The 16,698-nt window shown below is 70.9% G+C and carries 13 protein-coding genes; 6 read left to right on the plus strand and 7 right to left on the minus strand.

Annotation, left to right across the window (positions count from 1 at the left end; all coding sequences use genetic code 11):
- Nucleotides 1-75: 75 nt before the first annotated feature.
- On the minus strand, nt 76-507 hold the full coding sequence (locus OG452_RS13740; RefSeq protein WP_405562298.1) for a winged helix-turn-helix transcriptional regulator: 432 nt from the start codon (nt 505-507) through the stop codon (nt 76-78).
- A 160-nt stretch (nt 508-667) separates the two neighbouring features.
- On the opposite strand from OG452_RS13740, the gene OG452_RS13745 reads away from it, so the two are divergent.
- Nucleotides 668-1,528 (plus strand): SDR family oxidoreductase, encoded by an 861-nt coding sequence (locus OG452_RS13745; RefSeq protein ID WP_327295895.1) that lies wholly within the window; start codon nt 668-670, stop codon nt 1,526-1,528.
- Nucleotides 1,529-1,746: 218 nt separating this feature from the next.
- Nucleotides 1,747-2,805 carry an EamA family transporter RarD gene (gene rarD / locus OG452_RS13750; RefSeq protein ID WP_327295896.1) on the plus strand — a complete coding sequence of 353 codons (1,059 nt, stop codon included), beginning with the start codon at nt 1,747-1,749 and terminating at the stop codon, nt 2,803-2,805.
- Nucleotides 2,806-2,868: 63 nt separating this feature from the next.
- Here rarD and OG452_RS13755 read toward each other — a convergent pair whose 3' ends face one another.
- From OG452_RS13755 to OG452_RS13775, 5 genes are all read right to left on the minus strand, one after another.
- Nucleotides 2,869-3,450 carry a TetR/AcrR family transcriptional regulator gene (locus OG452_RS13755; RefSeq protein WP_327295897.1) on the minus strand — a complete coding sequence of 194 codons (582 nt, stop codon included), beginning with the start codon at nt 3,448-3,450 and terminating at the stop codon, nt 2,869-2,871.
- A 199-nt stretch (nt 3,451-3,649) separates the two neighbouring features.
- Nucleotides 3,650-4,639, minus strand: a complete 990-nt coding sequence (locus OG452_RS13760; protein ID WP_327295898.1) for an ABC transporter permease — start codon at nt 4,637-4,639, stop codon at nt 3,650-3,652.
- Complete coding sequence (locus OG452_RS13765; RefSeq protein WP_327295899.1) at nt 4,626-5,561, minus strand: ABC transporter ATP-binding protein; 936 nt, start codon at nt 5,559-5,561, stop codon at nt 4,626-4,628. The genes OG452_RS13760 and OG452_RS13765 overlap by 14 nt, the downstream gene beginning before the upstream one ends.
- A 192-nt stretch (nt 5,562-5,753) precedes the next feature.
- Nucleotides 5,754-7,028 (minus strand): LolA family protein, encoded by a 1,275-nt coding sequence (locus tag OG452_RS13770; protein ID WP_327295900.1) that lies wholly within the window; start codon nt 7,026-7,028, stop codon nt 5,754-5,756.
- 436 nt (nt 7,029-7,464) lie between these two features.
- On the minus strand, nt 7,465-8,475 hold the full coding sequence (locus OG452_RS13775) for a polyprenyl synthetase family protein (RefSeq protein WP_327295901.1): 1,011 nt from the start codon (nt 8,473-8,475) through the stop codon (nt 7,465-7,467).
- Between the two features lie 162 nt (nt 8,476-8,637).
- On the opposite strand from OG452_RS13775, the gene OG452_RS13780 reads away from it, so the two are divergent.
- From OG452_RS13780 to OG452_RS13795, 4 genes are all read left to right on the plus strand, one after another.
- Complete coding sequence (locus tag OG452_RS13780) at nt 8,638-10,167, plus strand: peptide MFS transporter (protein WP_442810003.1); 1,530 nt, start codon at nt 8,638-8,640, stop codon at nt 10,165-10,167.
- A gap of 12 nt (nt 10,168-10,179) precedes the next feature.
- A complete protein-coding gene (locus OG452_RS13785; protein WP_327295903.1) occupies nt 10,180-12,177 on the plus strand; it encodes a CocE/NonD family hydrolase in 1,998 nt (665 codons plus the stop codon).
- A 320-nt stretch (nt 12,178-12,497) separates the two neighbouring features.
- Complete coding sequence (gene fahA, locus OG452_RS13790; RefSeq protein ID WP_327295904.1) at nt 12,498-13,724, plus strand: fumarylacetoacetase; 1,227 nt, start codon at nt 12,498-12,500, stop codon at nt 13,722-13,724.
- The gene (locus OG452_RS13795; protein ID WP_327295905.1) at nt 13,721-14,365 is read left to right on the plus strand and encodes a GOLPH3/VPS74 family protein; all 645 of its coding nucleotides are present in this window, start codon (nt 13,721-13,723) and stop codon (nt 14,363-14,365) included. The genes fahA and OG452_RS13795 overlap by 4 nt, the downstream gene beginning before the upstream one ends.
- A 49-nt stretch (nt 14,366-14,414) precedes the next feature.
- On the opposite strand, the gene recQ is transcribed toward OG452_RS13795, so the two are convergent.
- The gene (gene recQ, locus OG452_RS13800; protein ID WP_327295906.1) at nt 14,415-16,502 is read right to left on the minus strand and encodes a DNA helicase RecQ; all 2,088 of its coding nucleotides are present in this window, start codon (nt 16,500-16,502) and stop codon (nt 14,415-14,417) included.
- Nucleotides 16,503-16,698 lie beyond the last annotated feature (196 nt).

The following is a 16,698-nucleotide window of genomic DNA, read 5'->3' on the forward strand; positions in this document are numbered from 1 at the left end:
AGTACCGGCTGAGTACGGATTGAGAAGTACGGATCAGGCGTCGACGGACGCCGCGCCGGGCCCGGTTCTGCTGCGTCAGGACCGGGCCTTGTCGTATGCCTCGCGCGCCGTGAACACCTCGTCGATCCGCCGCTCGGTCCACCGGGCGAGCCCCCACACCTGCTCGGCGGCCTCCTTGCCGAGGGGCGTGAGCGAGTAGTCCACGCGCGGCGGGATGACCGGTTTGGCGTCGCGGTCCACGAAGCCGTCCCGCTCCAGTGTCTGCAGTGTCTGGGCGAGCATCTTCTCGCTGACCCCGCCCACCTCCCGGCGCAGCTCACTGAAGCGGTACGAACGCTCCAGGAGCGCGGCGAGGACGAGCACACCCCAGCGACTGGTGACGTGCTCCAGGATCAGACGCGAGGGGCACATCGCCCGGTTGACGTCCGGCGCGGACCGGGCCGCCGCCGCGTCACTCACACTCACCGGCTCACCCGCCGGTCCTCCCACCACTTCACTTACGCCCATACCAGTACCTTACTTCAAAGTGGGTACTTTCCGATAGTTAGTACCGGTCGTATGGTGAGCTCCAGAGGGCGTGGAACCGCACAAACCACCCACAGAATCTGAACCGCTCTCATCACCCGAACCACTCTCACCACCCGAATCCCAGGGAGCACATCACCTCATGAGCATCGTCGTCACCGGAGCCACCGGGGCCCTCGGCCGCCTCGTCATCGATGAGCTGCTCGGCAGGGTCCCCGCGGACCAGGTCGCCGCCGTCGTCCGCAGCAAGGAGAAGGCCGCCGGCCTGGCGGCGCGCGGCGTCGAGCTGCGGGTCGCCGACTACAACGACCCGGCGAGCCTCGACGGGGCGTTCCGCGCGGGCGAGCGCGTGCTCCTCATCTCCGGCAGCGAGGTCGGCCGGCGCGTGCCGCAGCACACCGCGGTCATCGGTGCGGCGAAGGCGGCGGGCGTCGCACAGCTCGCGTACACGGGAATACTGGGCGGCCCCGACGCCGACTTCCAGCTGGCCGCCGAGCACAAGGTGACCGAGCAGCTGATCCTGGACTCCGGGCTTCCGTACACCTTCCTGCGCAACGGCTGGTACAACGAGAACTACACCGGGAACCTCACGCCGGTCCTCGAACACGGCGCCGTCGTCACCAACGCGGGCGACGGCCGGGTCGCGTCGGCCGCCCGCGCGGACTACGCGGCAGCCGCCGCTGCCGTCCTCGTGTCGGACGGCCACCTGGGCAAGGTCTACGAGCTGAGCGGCGACATCGCCTGGTCCTTCGCCGAGTACGCGGCCGAGGTCGCGAATGCCTCCGGCAAGGAGATCGCGTACCGCAACGTCCCGGCGGCCACGCACCAGGAGATCCTGGTCGGCGCGGGTCTCCCGGAGGAATTCGCGGCGATCCTCGCGGACGTGGACGCGGCCATCGAGCGCGGCCTGCTGGCCGGCACGAGCGGTGACCTGGCCCGGCTGACGGGGCGCCCCACCACCCCGATCGCCGCCTCCGTCGCAGCCGCGCTGGCGTCAGCGTAAAGCCGGAGTGACCGTAAGGCCGGTGCGACCGTAGAGCGGGCACGACCACAGAAGCCGGCGCGACCGAGGAAAGCCGGCACGCCATGAAACCGGCACGGCCGTACGGCTGTCATGACCGTATGCCGTCACGGGCATGACAGCCGGGCCCTCCTCCCGTTACCTTCACTCCGTAAGCCTCATGCACTCGACGGGTGTCGGACGATTTCAGGGGAGGGCCCGTGAAGGGCACCAGCGAGCAGCGGGCAGGGTTCCTGAACGGCGCTGCGGCGTACGTGCTGTGGGGGCTCGTCCCGATGTTCTGGCCACTGCTCAAACCGTCCGGCGCCCTGGAGATCCTGGCCCACCGCATGGTGTGGTCCCTGGGCGTCGTGCTGGTCGCGCTGCTGCTGATGCGGCGCTGGGCCTGGATCGGCGAGCTCGTCCGTACGCCCCGCCGACTGGGACTCGTGGCCATCGCGGCAGTCGTCATCAGCGTCAACTGGGGCCTCTACATCTGGGCCGTGAACAGCGGTCAGGTCGTCGAGGCCTCGCTCGGTTACTTCATCAATCCGCTGGTCACCATAGCGATGGGGGTCCTGCTGCTCGGTGAACGGCTGCGCCCCGCTCAGTGGGCCGCCGTCGCCACGGGCGTGGTGGCCGTGCTGGTCCTCGCCGTCGGATACGGCAAGCCCCCGTGGACCTCGCTGCTGCTGGCCTTCTCCTTCGCGACGTACGGGCTGGTCAAGAAGAAGGTGAACCTCGGCGGCCTGGAGTCGCTCGCAGCGGAGACTGCGGTGCAGTTCCTGCCGGCGCTGGCGTATCTGATGTTCCTCACCGCGAGTGGCGAGTCCACGTTCGGCTCCCCCGCCCACGGAGCGCTCCTCGCGTCGACCGGCCTGGTCACCGCGGTCCCGCTGGTCCTCTTCGGCGCGGCGGCGATCCGGGTACCGCTCTCGACGCTGGGGCTGCTCCAGTACTCGACGCCGGTCTTCCAGTTCGGGCTGGGCATCCTGTACTTCCACGAGGCGATGCCACCGGAGCGATGGGCGGGCTTCGCGCTGGTGTGGCTGGCGCTGACGCTCCTGACCTGGGACGCCCTGCGGAACGCGCACCGGACACGGGCACGTGCGGCGCAGCTGACAGCCGAAGCACGGAAGCGGGAGCAGGTACGGGAGCGGGAGCAGGCACCGGAGCAGTTGCGCGGACAGGAACCCGGAGACGACCGCGGACAGGCCGCGGGGCCGGACACCGCGGGTCCGGCGTCGAATGAGCCGACGGCCACCGGTCCCGCCGCCTGACCGGCCCCGTACCGAACCCAGCCGACCTGGCTGCCGGGGCTGCTGCCCGGCTGGACCCCGCTCTCAGCCGCCCAGCCCCTTCAGGACATGGGCGATCAGCCGGGTGATCTCCTCCGAGTCGTACGGGGTTCTGCGCAGGCAGTGCCGGTAGTAGAGCGGCCCGTAGAGCAGCTCCACCGCAAGGTTGAGGTCGGCGTCCACGGGGAGCGCGCCCTGCTCCTGGGCGCTGCGCAGCCGGCCCGTCGCGCCCTTGACCCGCGGGTCGATGAACTGCTCCTGCACGGTCCTGGCGAGTTCGTCGTCGTACTGGATCTCGGTGAGGATCCCGGCGTACGCGGGGCCGAGCGGCGGATGCGCGAGGAGCCGCACCACTCCGGTCATCTGGGAGTGGAGATCGGCGGCGAGGTCGCCGGTGTCGGGGAACGGGCGGGTCCGGATGACCGCGTGGTCCAGTGCTTCGAGCAGCAGGGCGCCCTTGGACGGCCACCAGCGGTAGATCGTCTTCTTGCTCACACCGGCACGGGCGGCGATCGCCTCGATCGTGGCGCGGGCGTACCCCCGCTCGACACAGAGCGCGAGGGCGGCCGCGAGAATCGCCTGCTGCGATTTCTCGCTCCGGCGCGCGGGATTGGGCGTGAGGTTCACCGCTTGAGTCTATTCACCTGAGCCTGTGCACCGGTCGCGGCCGGGGACGATACGTAGCGTCTTGACAGCGGAAGGTGGACACCCGAGAATACGGGTGGGGAAACGGTACGTGTCGTGTCGAGCCGCGTCGGGGGACGGCTTCTCGGTACGGCACGTGCCCTCCCTTTCTCCTTCCCCCGCTCGTCCCGTCCGCTTCTGGTCAAGCCGCGATGTCCTTCGTGGTGAACCGCGCCCAGGCCGCCGAGCCGAACACCACGGCATACAGGCCCTGCAGGCCGAGGTTCTTGACGATCTCGTCCCAGTAGACCGGCGCGCGCAGCAGGTCCGCGAAGGACAGCCAGTAGTGCGGGAACAGATACGGCTGGATCGCGTGCAGCTGCGGGATCCCGTCCAGGATCTGCACCGTGATCACCAGGCCGACCGTCGTCGCCATCGCGGCGATTCCGCTGCTGGTGAGGGTGGAGACGAACAGACCGACGGCCGCGACTCCGATGAGCGATGCGGCGACGACGGCCGAGATCAGCGCTGCCCGGCCGAGGCCGTCGGTGAAGGAGATCTGGGTCCCCGAGATCGTCGTGACATCGCCGAGCGGGAAGAGCAGCGCCCCCACCGCCAGCGCGGAGGCCGCCACGGTCAGGGTCGCTGCCAGGCAGAAGGCCACGGCGCAGACGAACTTGGCGAGCAGCAGCCGCGTCCGCCCGGCCGGGGCGACCAGCAGATAGCGGAGCGTCCCCGCACTGGCCTCAGCCGCCACGGAATCCCCCGCGATGACTCCGATCGCCATCGGGAGGAAGACCGGGAGGGTCGCGGCGAGCGCAGCGAAGACCAGGAACAGGCCGTTGTTGGTGATGTCGGTGAGGAAGGCGGGGCCGTTGCCGCTGGGATCGCGGGCCGTGGAACCGTGGTCCGTCTCCAGCTTGACGGCGATACCGATGAGGACCGGGACCGCGGCCAGTACGGCGAGCAGAGCGAGGGTGCGCCAGCGGCGGAAGGTGATGGTCAGCTCGGAACGGAAGAGGCCGAGCTGACGGCGCGGGTACAGGGCGCGCGGCTCGCCGGATCCGCCGGACTGCCGCGGCCCGGCGCCCCGGGGCGCCGGGTCCTGCCGTGCCGGTTCCTGCGGTACGGCCCCGGGCGGTGCCGCCGGACCCTGCTGCGTCTCCTGCCGGGACGTCTCAGCCTGCGACATCGAAACCCTCTCCGGTGAGTGCGACGAAGGCGTCCTCCAAGGAGGCCCGTTCGACGCCGAAGGACCTGACCCGGACGCCTTCCCGTACGAGAGCGGTGTTGAGGTCCGCCATATCGGTTCCGGCCGACGGGATGTCACCGGTCACCCGGTCCCCGCTCACCTCCACGTCGGCGACGCCCAGCTCCTTGAGCACGCGGGCGGCCACGGCCGGGTCCGGTGTGCCGACGGCGAGGCGGCCGCGGGTCGCGAGGTCCGCGACCCGGCCCTGGGTGAGCAGCGTGCCCCGGGCCATCACGGCCGCGTGGGTGCAGACCTGTTCGATCTCGTCCAGGAGATGGGAGGAGAGGAAGACCGTGGTGCCGTCGTCCGCCAGCTCCCTGACCAGGGTTCTGATCTCCCGCATCCCTTGCGGGTCGAGCCCGTTCGTCGGCTCGTCCAGTACGAGCAGTCCGCGCGGCTGGAGCAGGGCCGAGGCGAGGCCGAGCCGCTGCTTCATGCCGAGCGAGTACGCCTTGGCCTTCTTGGCGGACGCGTGGGCGAGCCCCACCCGTCCGAGGGCGGCGTCGACACGGGCGCGCCGGGTGCGGGGGTCGGCCTGCGGGTCGGCGGAGTCGTAGCGCAGCAGATTGTCGCGGCCGGAGAGGAACCCGTACAGCGCGGGGCCTTCGATGAGCGCGCCGACGCTCGGCAGCACGCTGCGGGCGGCGCGCGGCATCGGCTGTCCGAGCAGGCTCGCGGTGCCGGAGGTCGGGGCGATGAGGCCGAGGAGCATCCGGATGGTGGTGGTCTTGCCGGAGCCGTTGGGCCCGAGGAAGCCGAAGACGCTGCCGCGCGGGACAGTGAGGTCCAGGCGGTTCACCGCGAGCTGGCCGCCGCGGAAGCGTTTGGTCAGGGCATGGGTTTCGATGACGGCTTCAGGCATGGCGATGGTCCCGTCGTTCGGCGCACCGTGCGGTCCAGGCTAACGGGGCGCGGGTGGCACGGAGCTCAGCCGGCCCGGAACAGCCGGCCCGGACAGCACACCCGAAACGGCCGGTCCGCCGGGACCAGCACACCCGCACAGCCGGACGGGTCCGGCCGGGCTCCTGGGAGCCGGCCGGACCCGCCGCCGTTCCTACTCGGCCGCGTCGGCCGCCTTGACCAGTGCGCTCTTGTCGACCGTTCCGACGAAGATCCTTCCGTCGTCCGTCATCAGCGCGTTCACCAGCCGGGTGTGGAACACGGTGCCCGAGCCGAACGAGCCCGTCACCCTGTCCCCCAGCGAGCTGAGGAACTTCTGCGCGTCCACCGGGCCGCCGCTCTTCTTCGCGGAGCCGCCCAGCGCGCCGATGCCCTTGCCGCTGCCGGTGTCGATCCTGGCCACCGACGTCCAGCCCTTGCCGATGATGTTCAGGCCCTTGAAGTCCTCGGGTGACGCGGACTTCAGGTCCTTCGGGGCGCCCTTCGGAGCCAGCTGCGTACCCTTCGGGGCCAGGTGCGTACCGGCCTTCGGCGTGGCGCCCTCCGTCACCTTCGCGCCCTTGGGCGGAGTGAAGGAGAAGGTGGAAACCGCGGGCCTGCCGAAGTCGACCTTGGTGAACCCCACGTCGATGGCGGCCTTCCCACCGCTGCTCGGCGTGAGCGTGAACTTCAGCGGGGTGCCGGTCTTCGAGTCCACCGCGATCCGGACCGAACCGATCGTGGAGCCGGACTGCTTCGGCCTGATGAGCAGCTGGTACGCGTCGCGGCCCGCCACCTGTGCCGTGCCGTCGACACTCACCGATGTCGTCGGGCCGACGGCCTTCAGCGTCTGCTCGGCGAAGTCCTTCGGGGTGGCCGGGAGCTTGTCGGTGCGGCCCTTCCGGGCGTCCGCGGAGGCGCCGGTCTTCGAGTGGTAGACCTGGTTCGACTGGCTGTCGTACGCCCAGACCTGCTGGTCGTTGTGGATCAGGCTGTACTCGGCGGCGTTGTCCAGGATGGACACCCGCTGCTTGTCGGGGCCGTCGGCGGCCACCCGCAGGGTGTGCGTGCCCGAGGCCAGTTCCATCAGCTTGGAGTCGGGCGCCGCGCTCGACCCGCCCTTGCCACCGTTGCCGCTGCCACCGCTGAGCGCGCCCCCGCCGAGGGACCCGGCCAGACCGCCCAGTGACGGGATGCCCAGGTCCGAGCTGACTTTCACCGTGCCGGACAGCTGCTGGGTGTCCGATGCGGCCATCTTCTGGATGAGCTGCTGCGCCGAGATCTTCGGCAGGCTGGGGTCGCCCGAGCTGGCGAGCGCCGGCACGAGACCGATCGTCGCCGCCGCTACCCCCGCCACTCCGACCGGGACGAGATAACGTGCCGCCTTCCGGCGGCCTGCGGCGGAAGTCCCGGCCTCCCCGGTGCCCTGTGCACTGTCGTTCGGTGCCATGTGTGCCCTACCTCCGTGATCGGCGGCGATCCGTACGGTTGCGCTCGTCCACCCCGCGCCGCCATTCTCACCCGAATTGGTGGGGTGTGTTGCGGTCCATCTCACCAAATTCCCGGGACGTACGCGTCAGCCCCCGGGAGCAACTCCGCCTAGTACTGCGGTATGACGGGCGGCACCGGCAACTGGTCCTGCCCCGTAGGGGAAGGAGCCGGCCGGGGCGGGCCACCCGTCCGAAGGACCCGGCCCGCGCGACCGGACCAACGAGCGACCGGCCCAACGAGCGGGCCGGGCCCGGGCGTCCGCCGGCGCCACCACCTCATGCCGGCCCAAGCAGAAGGACCCGTCCGCAGGTACGCGGCACGGGTCCCGGAAAATAGCTCAGCAGCCGGCAGACCGGCAGCTCAGCAGCCGACGGCCCCGCCTCCACCAAACCGCCTCACCCCACGCGGTGCACCACCGCGCCGCACAGCTCCTCAAGGGCGGTCTTCGCGAAGCACTCCGGCAGCGGCGCCAGCGAGGCGCGGGCCTCCTCCGCGTACCGCACGGTGTCCTGGCGGACCTGCTCCAGGGCCGGGTGCGCCCGCATCAGCCGCAGCGCCTCGGCGTGCCGGGCGTCGTCCGTCAGGTCGCCCGACAGCAGCTCGACCAGGGCGAGATCGTCCGGACGGCCGTGCTCGGCGGCCTGGGCGCGCAGCCGCAGCACCGGCAGTGTGGGGATGCCCTCGCGCAGGTCCGTTCCCGGGGTCTTGCCGGACTCGTGGCTGTCGCTCGCGATGTCCAGTACGTCGTCGGCCAGCTGGAACGCGGTGCCGAGCCGCTCGCCGTACTGCGTCAGGATGTTCACCACGCTCTCGTCGGCGCCGGACATCATCGCGCCGAACCGTCCGGAGACCGCGATCAGGGAGCCCGTCTTGCCCGCGATGACGTCGAGGTAGTGGCTGACCGGGTCGCGGCCGTCGCGCGGGCCCGCGGTCTCCAGGATCTGGCCGGTGACAAGGCGTTCGAACGCCTCCGCCTGGATGCGTACGGCCTCCGGGCCCAGGTCCGCCAGGATGTGCGAAGCGCGCGCGAAGAGAAAGTCGCCGGTCAGGACCGCGACCGAGTTGTCCCAGCGCTTGTTGGCGCTGTCCACCCCCCGGCGTACATCCGCCTCGTCCATCACGTCGTCGTGGTAAAGCGTGGCCAGGTGGGTCAATTCGACCACAACGGCAGAAGGCACGACCCCAGGCGCATAAGGGTCACCGAACTGGGCAGCGAGCATCACAAGAAGCGGACGAAAGCGCTTACCCCCGGCCCGTACGAGATGCTGCGCGGCCTCCGTGATGAAAGGGACCTCGCTCTTGGTGGCATCGAGCAGCCCGGCCTCGACAGCCGCCAATCCGGCCTGGACATCGGCCTCAAGTGCCTGGTCCCGCACGTTCAGCCCGAATGGCTCGACGACGGTCACGAGGGGATCTCCTGTCTGCTGACGATCACACGGATTGTCGATGTGTCGCTGTCCGCACTCAAGTCAGCGTATCCGGTCCTCTTTCGATCACCATGAGCGCCTGCCCGCCCACCCCGAGCACATACCGAAGGTGACCGGTATGTTCAAAACAAGTCGATTCGAATGGGAGCAGTACCTTTGTCCGGAACAGAGCCGCAGCCGGGACACGCACCACCGTCCCAGCCCCCGCCGGAACCGGGCCACGACCATTCGTTCTTCGGCCAGCCACGCGGTCTGGCGACCCTCTCGAGCCTGGAGATCTGGGAGCGGTTCTCGTTCCTGGGGATGCAGGCCATCCTCGTCCTGTACTTCACCGCCGCGGTCAACCAGGACGGTCTCGGCATGTCGCCGGGAGCGGCGGCTTCCATCTCCGCCGCGTACGGCACGCTGGTCTATCTGGTCTCGGTGGCGGGCGGCTGGCTGGCCGACCGCATCCTCGGTTCGTACCGCGCGGTCCTCGGCGGCGGCATCCTCATCGCACTCGGCCACTACTCGATGGCGGTCCCGGCGGCCGCCATGACCTGGGTCGGCCTGGGGCTCATCTCGCTCGGTACGGGGCTGCTGAAGCCGAACGTCGCCACGCTGGTCGGCAAGCTGTACCGCACCGAGGACCAGCGCCGCGACGCCGGTTTCGCCCTGTACTACATGTGCATCAACATCGGCGCCTTCCTCGGTCCGCTGATCACCGGCTGGCTCGGTGACCACAAGGGCTGGCACTGGGGCTTCTCGGCCGCCGCCGTCGGTATGACGCTGGGTCTGATCCAGTACGTCCTGGGGCGCCGCACCATCGCGGGCCGCACCGACGCCGCCGAGCAGGCGATGCCGCCCGCCGCGATGCGCCGCGCGGTGAGGATGATCGTCGGCGGGGCGCTGGCCGTCGCCGTGGTCGCCGTGATCCTCGGGCTCTCCGGCTGGCTGACGCTGGACCGCACCGTCGACGCGCTGACCATCATCTCGGTGCTCGCGCCGATCGTCTTCTTCACCGTGATGTTCCGCAGCCCCCGGGTGACCAGGGCCGAGCGGGGTCATCTGCGCCCCTACATCGTGCTGTTCCTCGCCTCGGTGGTCTTCAACTTCATCCTCTTCCAGGCGTACTCGACGATGATCCTGCTCGCGTCGACCAACGCCAAGACGGAGATCTTCGGCTACCACTTCCCCGCCAGCTGGTACGCGTCGGCGCTCGGCGCGTTCGAAGTGGCGCTGGCCCCCGTGGTCGCGGCCGTCTGGGTCCGGATGGGCCGGCACCAGCCGCACGCCTCCAACAAGATCGCCATCGGCACCATCCTCGGCGGCCTCTCCTTCCTGATCATGGTTCCGGCCACCTCCGGCCGCACCGGCAGCGACTGGCTGATGTCCGTCTGGTGGATCGTCGGCTCGTACGCGCTGCTGGGCCTCGGCGACATCCTCGTCGAGACCTCCGGCATGTCCGCCACCACCAAGCTCGCGCCCGCCGCCTTCGCCAGCCAGACGATGGCGCTCTGGTTCCTGTCCCTCGCCCTCGCCAACGGCATCCAGGCGCAGATCGTGAAGTTGTACGGCGAGGTCTCCGACCCGGCGTACTTCGGTGTCAACGGCGCCATCGCCGTCGTCGCCGGGCTCGCGGTCGTCGCGGCCGCCCCCTGGCTCAAACGCACCATGCACCCCGTCCACTGAGGAGCGCCTGCCGTGGCTCGAATCCGCACCGAATTCCCGTACGAGACCCGCCGCGAGGACGTCTGGATCCCGCTCCCGGACGGCACGCAGCTGTACGCCAGGATCTGGCGTCCGGTCAACGCGGCCGGACCGGTCCCCGCCCTGCTCGAATACCTTCCGTACCGCCTGAGCGACTGGACGGCGCCGCGGGACTCGCAGCGGCACCCCTGGTACGCGGGCCACGGATACGCCTCCGTACGGGTGGATGTGCGCGGCCACGGCAACTCGACCGGGATGCCCGGTGACGAGTACGACGCCCAGGAACTGGCCGACGGGGTCGAGGTGGTGAACTGGCTGGCCGGGCAGGACTGGTGCACCGGCAAGGTCGGGATGTTCGGCATCTCCTGGGGCGGCTTCAACTCGCTCCAGATCGCGGCCCTCGCCCCCGAGCCGCTCAAGGCCATCGTCACGGTCTGCTCCGCCGACGACCGCTACGACAACGACGTCCACTACATGGGCGGCTCGGTGCTCGCCGTCGACATGCACGCCTGGGCGGCCACCATGCTCGCCTTCGTGTCGCGGCCGCCGGACCCGGCGCAGGTCGGTTCGGTCTGGCGGGACATGTGGCTGAGCCGGCTGGAGGCCGTGGAGCCGTTCATCCACACCTGGCTCGCCCACCAGACGCGCGACGACTACTGGAAGCACGGCAGCGTCTGCGAGGACTATCCGGCCATCGAGGCGGCGGTCCTGACCGTCGGCGGCTGGCACGACCCGTACCGGGACACCGCCCTGCGTCTTGTCGGGAATCTGGATCCGTCGCGGGTGCGGGGGCTGATCGGCCCTTGGTCGCATCAGTACCCGGACAGGGGGCTGCCGCCGGGACCGGCGATCGGCTTCCTCCAGGAGACCCTGCGCTGGTGGGACCACCATCTGAAGGGCGAGGACAACGGGGTGATGGACGAGCCGCTGCTGCGCTCGTGGATCAGCGAGTCGCACCCGCCGGCCACCGTCTACCCGGAGCTGCCCGGCCGCTGGGTCGGTGACACGGCCTGGCCGTCACCGCATGTCACACCGGTGTCGTACGCGCTCCAGGGCGACCCGATGGAGGTCAGGTCGCCGATGCAGACCGGTCTGGACGCCGGGCGGTTCTTCCCGTTCGGCAACGAATCCGATCTGCCGCCCGACCAGCGGGACGAGGACGCGAAGTCCGTCTGCTTCGAATTCCCGGTCCGCCAGGCTGCCATCGAGATCCTGGGCCGCGCGAAGGTGCACCTCTCGGTGCGCTCCGACGTCCCCACGGGGCAGGTCGTCGCCCGGCTCTGCGACGTCGCACCTGACGGCTCGTCCACCCTGGTCACCCGGGGCGCGCTCAACTTCTCGGCGCGCCACGGCCGGGACCGGTCGGACCCCTGGGAACCGGGCACCACCGAGTCGCTCACCTTCGAGCTGAACGGCATCGGCCACACCTTCCCGCCCGGCCACCGCATCCGCCTCTCGGTCTCGTCGGCGTACTGGCCGTGGATCTGGCCGCAGCCCGACTCGGCGCACGGCTGGATCCTCGACCCCGCGGCCTCGACCATGGAACTCCCGGTCCGCGCGCACACCGAGGACGACATCACCTTCGATGAGCCGGAGCAGTCGGAACCGCTCGGCGTGGTCTACCCGGAGAACCCGGACGAGCGCCCGGAGCGGCTGGTCGTACGCGATGTGGCGAAGGGCGACTGGCGTCTGGAGGTGGACCCCAGGTACGGGGGCACCCGGATCTACCCGGACGGCCTGGAGTTCAGCGAGGACGCACTGGAGACGTACACGATCAATGAGGCGGACCCGCTGTCGGCGCACACCCGCTCGGACTGGTCGATCCGCCTGCACCGCCCCGAGACGGGCTGGGACGCCCGGGTGCGGACCCGCTCCGAGATCACCTGCGACGACCAGGACTTCATCACGACGAGCGAAGTGGTGTGCCAGGAGGGCGAAGAGGTGGTGTTCCGGCGGAGCTGGGAGAAGCGCATTCCGCGTACGGCGGGGTAGTGCGACGGGATAGTGCGGGGGTGGGCGCCTGCGGCGGGCTTGCCCCGCCCCGCCCCTTCCCGAAGCCGGGGGCAAGCGGCCGGGCCCGTGTCCGCAATCGCCGGACGGGCTTGAAATGGCGGGGCAGCGGGGTGGCCCTCAAGTGCAGGGCGCGGGGCGCGGCGGCGGCGCTGTTGAGAGCTCGGCCCGGGCACGGCGGGTGCGGGTTCGAGGACGCGCCCCCCTGGGCAGGACACCGCGAACGTTTCGCCAGCTGACGCGGCCCGCCCCGCCCCCGTACCGTGGGTCTGTCCACAGACCTGAAAGCGAGGCAGCACCCCATGCCTGAGCAGAGCCCGCTCGACCTCCCCGAAGGCGACCCCTTCGGCCCGCACAACCTGCCGTACGGAGTCTTCTCCACCCCTGAGGATCCCGACCGGCGCCGGGTGGGCGTGCGGATCGGCGGCCATGTACTCGACGCGGGGGCGGCGGCGCTCGCGCTCGGCTCCCCGTACAGCAAGCTGCTCGACCGCCCCACGCTCAACCCGCTGCTCGCGGCGGGCCGTACGACGTGGCGCGATGTGCGGCGCGCGCTGACCGCCTGGGTGACCGTCCCGGCGCACCGTCCGGTCATAGAGCCGCTACTGCGTCCGGTGGCGGACGTCACGATGCATCTTCCGTACGAGGTCGCCGACTATGTCGACTTCTACGCCAGCGAGCACCACGCGACGAACGTCGGCAGCATCTTCCGGCCGGACTCGGCGGCGCTGACGCCCAACTGGAAGCATCTGCCGATCGGTTACCACGGCCGTTCGGGCACGGTCGTCGTGTCGGGCACCGATGTCGTACGTCCTTCGGGGCAGCGCAAGGCACCGTCGGACCCGGCTCCGGTCTTCGGGCCTTCGGTCAAGCTCGACATCGAGGCGGAGGTCGGCTTCGTCGTCGGCGTCCCGTCCGCGCAGGGCGGAACCGTTCCGCTGTCCGGCTACCGGGACCACGTCTTCGGCCTCCAGCTGCTCAACGACTGGTCGGCGCGCGACATCCAGGCCTGGGAGTACGTACCGCTGGGCCCCTTCCTGGGCAAGTCCTTCGCCACCTCGGTCTCGGCCTGGGTGACACCGCTCGAGGCCCTCGACGCGGCGCGGACCGCCCCGCCCGCGCGCGAACTGCCCCTGCTCCCCTACCTCGACGACGCGTCGGCCGAGGAACCGGGCGGCCTTGACCTGCGGATCGCGGTTTCCATCAACGGGCAGTCGGTCTCCGAGCCGCCCTTCGCCGGGATGTACTGGACGGCCGCCCAGATGCTGGCCCACACGACGGTCAACGGCGCCTCGCTCCGCACCGGGGACCTCTTCGGCTCGGGCACGGTCAGCGGGCCGTCGCCCGAACAGTGCGGCTCGCTCCTCGAGATCACCTGGAACGGGACCCGGCCCCTCGAACTCGACGGCGGCAAGCGGACGTTCCTGGAGGACGGCGACGAGGTGACGCTGACCGCCTGGGCGCCGGGGCCCGACGGGACCCGGGTCGGCCTCGGCGAAGTGACCGGAAGGATCGTGCCCGCACGATGAGCCAGGAAGCGCCGACGCTCCCCGAGGAACTGCTGCTGCTCGCGCTGGACCCGCGCCGGGGCAAACCGTTCTGCCGGAACCGCTATCTGGAGTTCGGCATGGCCGGTGCGGCCCTGGCCGAACTGGAGCTGCAGGGGCGGATCTCCGAATCGCACGGGAAGGTGACGGTGGATCAGCCGCTGCCGCCGCACGACCCGGTGCTCGCGCGGGTGCTGGAGCTGCTGCCGGCCCCGGACAAGCGGAAGTCCGCCGGGGGCGTCGGCGCGCGCTACTGGATCCGCCGGACCGGCCGCACGGTGGAGGGGCTGTACCTGGACCACCTGGTGGACGAGGACGTACTGACCCGTGAGACGCGGCGCTTCGCGGGGCTGCTGCCCTATTACCGTCATCCGGCGGGCCCGCGGAGCTGGTCCGCTCAGGCCCGGGACCGCTTCCTGACGACGGAGGCGGCAGGCTTCCCGGACCCGCGCAGCCGGGCGCTCGCGGCGCTCGTCACGGCGGTGGGCCTGTCCCGGATCGTCGCCCGGGACGGCGGGAAGTCCCGCGCCTCGGTGCGGCACCTGATGCACGAGGAGTGGACCGCCCACGCGGTGCACCGCAACGTCCAGATCGACCGGGCGAACCGGAGCGGCGGGGGGTGAACAGGGGGAGCGCCGGGGAGGGCGTGGCACCGCCCGGGTCGCCCCGCCTCTACGCCTCCGGGTCGTCGGGGTAGTCCGAGAAGTCCGGCTCGTCCCAGGCTCCCGGGTCGTCCGGCTCACCCTGCGCGGGCACCCGGGCGGCCGGGGCCGACGAGACGGCCTGGCGAGTCTGGGCAGGCCGGACGGGCTGGTCCGCCGTGTCGGCCGACTGGTCCGGTGCGGAATCGCCCGGGCCCGTCAGCGCGCCCAGCACGCCGAGCACGCCCTCCCCGTACGTCGCCAGCTTCTTCTCACCGAGGCCGCCGATGCCACCGAGCTCACCGAGCGTGGCGGGCCGCACGGTGGCGATCTCGCGCAGCGTCGCGTCGTGGAAGATCACATACGCCGGGACGCCCTGCTCCTTGGCCTGCTTGCCGCGCCAGGTCCGCAGCGCCTCGAAGACCGGCACCGCCTCCGCGGGCAGATCGGCCGCCGCCGCAGCGGCCCTGGCCTTCTTCTCACCCTTGGCCGCCCGGGCCACCACGGCCTTCTCCGGCTCCTTGCGGAGCCGGACCTCGGTGTCTCCGGAGAGCACCGAACCGCTGGTGCCGGTCAGCACCAGCGTGCCGTACTCCCCCTCGACCGCCAGCAGCCCCTGCGCCAGCAACTGCCGCACCACTCCACGCCACTGGGCCTCCGGCACGTCCTCGCCGATACCGAAGACCGAGAGCTGGTCGTGATCGAACTGGATGACCTTGGCCGTCCTGCGGCCGAGCAGGATGTCCACGATCTGGCCGGCGCCGAACTTCTGCCTGCGCTCGCGCTCCAGCCGTACCACCGTGGACAGCACCTTCTGCGCAGCCACCGTGCCGTCCCAGGTCTCGGGCGGTGTGAGGCAGGTGTCGCAGTTCCCGCAGGCGGGGGTCACCGCCTCCTGGCCGAAGTACTGGAGCAGCTGGGCGCGGCGGCAGTCGGCGGTCTCGCAGAGCGCCAGCATCGCGTCCAGATGGGCCGCGGCCCGGCGCCTGAACACCTCGCCGCCCTCGCCGCCCTGGATCATCTTCCGCTGCTGCACGACGTCCTGGAGCCCGTACGTCATCCACGCCGTGGAGGGCAGCCCGTCCCGCCCGGCGCGCCCGGTCTCCTGGTAGTACCCCTCCACCGACTTGGGCAGGTCGAGGTGGGCGACGAACCGGACGTCCGGCTTGTCGATCCCCATCCCGAAGGCGATCGTCGCGACCACCACGAGGCCGTCCTCGCGCAGGAAGCGCGACTGGTGGACGGCGCGGGTGCCCGCGTCGAGCCCCGCGTGGTACGGCACGGCCTCGACGCCGTTCTTGCAGAGGTACTCGGCGGTCCGCTCGACGGAGGCACGGGAGAGGCAGTAGACGATTCCGGCGTCCCCCGCGTGCTCCTCCTTGAGGAAGGCGAGCAGCTGCTTCCTGGGGTCGTTCTTGGGGACGATCCGGTACTGGATGTTGGGCCGGTCGAAGCCCGCGACGAAGTGCCGCGCGGCCGGCATCCCGAGCCGCTCGGTGATCTCCTGGTGCGTGGCGCGGGTGGCGGTGGCCGTCAGGGCGATGCGCGGTACGTCGGGCCAGCGCTCGCCGAGCAGCGAGAGCGCCAGGTAGTCGGGGCGGAAGTCGTGTCCCCAGCTGGCGACGCAGTGCGCTTCGTCGATCGCGAACACGGAGATCTTCGCGCGGCTCAGCAGGGAGAGCGTGGCCTCGACCCGCAGCCGCTCGGGCGCCAGATAGAGCAGGTCGAGCTCTCCGGCGAGCAGCTCGGCCTCTACGGTGCGGCGCTCGTCGAAGTCCTGCGTGGAGTTCATGAAGCCCGCGCGCACACCGAGAGCGCGCAGCGCGTCCACCTGGTCCTGCATCAGGGCGATCAGGGGCGAGATCACCACGCCCGTACCTGGCCTGACCAGGGCGGGGATCTGGTAGCAGAGGGACTTTCCGCCACCGGTCGGCATCAGCACGACGGCGTCCCCGCCGTCCACCACCTGCCCGATGATCTCTTCCTGCTCGCCGCGGAAGGCGTCGTAGCCGAAGACCCGGTGCAGGGTGCTGAGCGCCTCGCTCTCCGCGCCCCGCGCGTGCGCGGTCCGCTCCGCCTGCTCCGTACGCTCAGCCACTGCCTCGCCACTGCCCTTCATCGTTCCGCCCCGCGTTTCATCGTTCCGTCCCCCGTCGCGCTGGTCCCTCGCCCGTCCTGCCGGTCACTCCCATTCGCTCCTGCCACGATAGGGTCCCGCACCGACATCCCCGGACACAGCGGCGCATCCTGGGGTGCGCCCGTGCCGGCACCCGCCCCCGGTGCACGCCGGGACAGCCCGAGGCAGGCCGCGAAAC

It is taken from the genome of Streptomyces sp. NBC_01197, from assembly GCF_036010505.1.
Classification (GTDB): Bacteria; Actinomycetota; Actinomycetes; order Streptomycetales; family Streptomycetaceae; genus Streptomyces.

Coding starts and splice junctions, on each gene's coding strand:
- OG452_RS13740 (WP_405562298.1), bottom strand. CDS start 507: ATGGGCGTAAGTGAAGTGGTGGGAGGACCGGCGGGTGAGCCGGTGAGT.
- OG452_RS13745 (WP_327295895.1), top strand. CDS start 668: ATGAGCATCGTCGTCACCGGAGCCACCGGGGCCCTCGGCCGCCTCGTC.
- OG452_RS13760 (WP_327295898.1), bottom strand. CDS start 4,639: ATGTCGCAGGCTGAGACGTCCCGGCAGGAGACGCAGCAGGGTCCGGCG.
- OG452_RS13765 (WP_327295899.1), bottom strand. CDS start 5,561: ATGCCTGAAGCCGTCATCGAAACCCATGCCCTGACCAAACGCTTCCGC.
- OG452_RS13770 (WP_327295900.1), bottom strand. CDS start 7,028: ATGGCACCGAACGACAGTGCACAGGGCACCGGGGAGGCCGGGACTTCC.
- OG452_RS13780 (WP_442810003.1), top strand. CDS start 8,638: ATGGGAGCAGTACCTTTGTCCGGAACAGAGCCGCAGCCGGGACACGCA.
- fahA (WP_327295904.1), top strand. CDS start 12,498: ATGCCTGAGCAGAGCCCGCTCGACCTCCCCGAAGGCGACCCCTTCGGC.
- OG452_RS13795 (WP_327295905.1), top strand. CDS start 13,721: ATGAGCCAGGAAGCGCCGACGCTCCCCGAGGAACTGCTGCTGCTCGCG.
- recQ (WP_327295906.1), bottom strand. CDS start 16,502: ATGAAGGGCAGTGGCGAGGCAGTGGCTGAGCGTACGGAGCAGGCGGAG.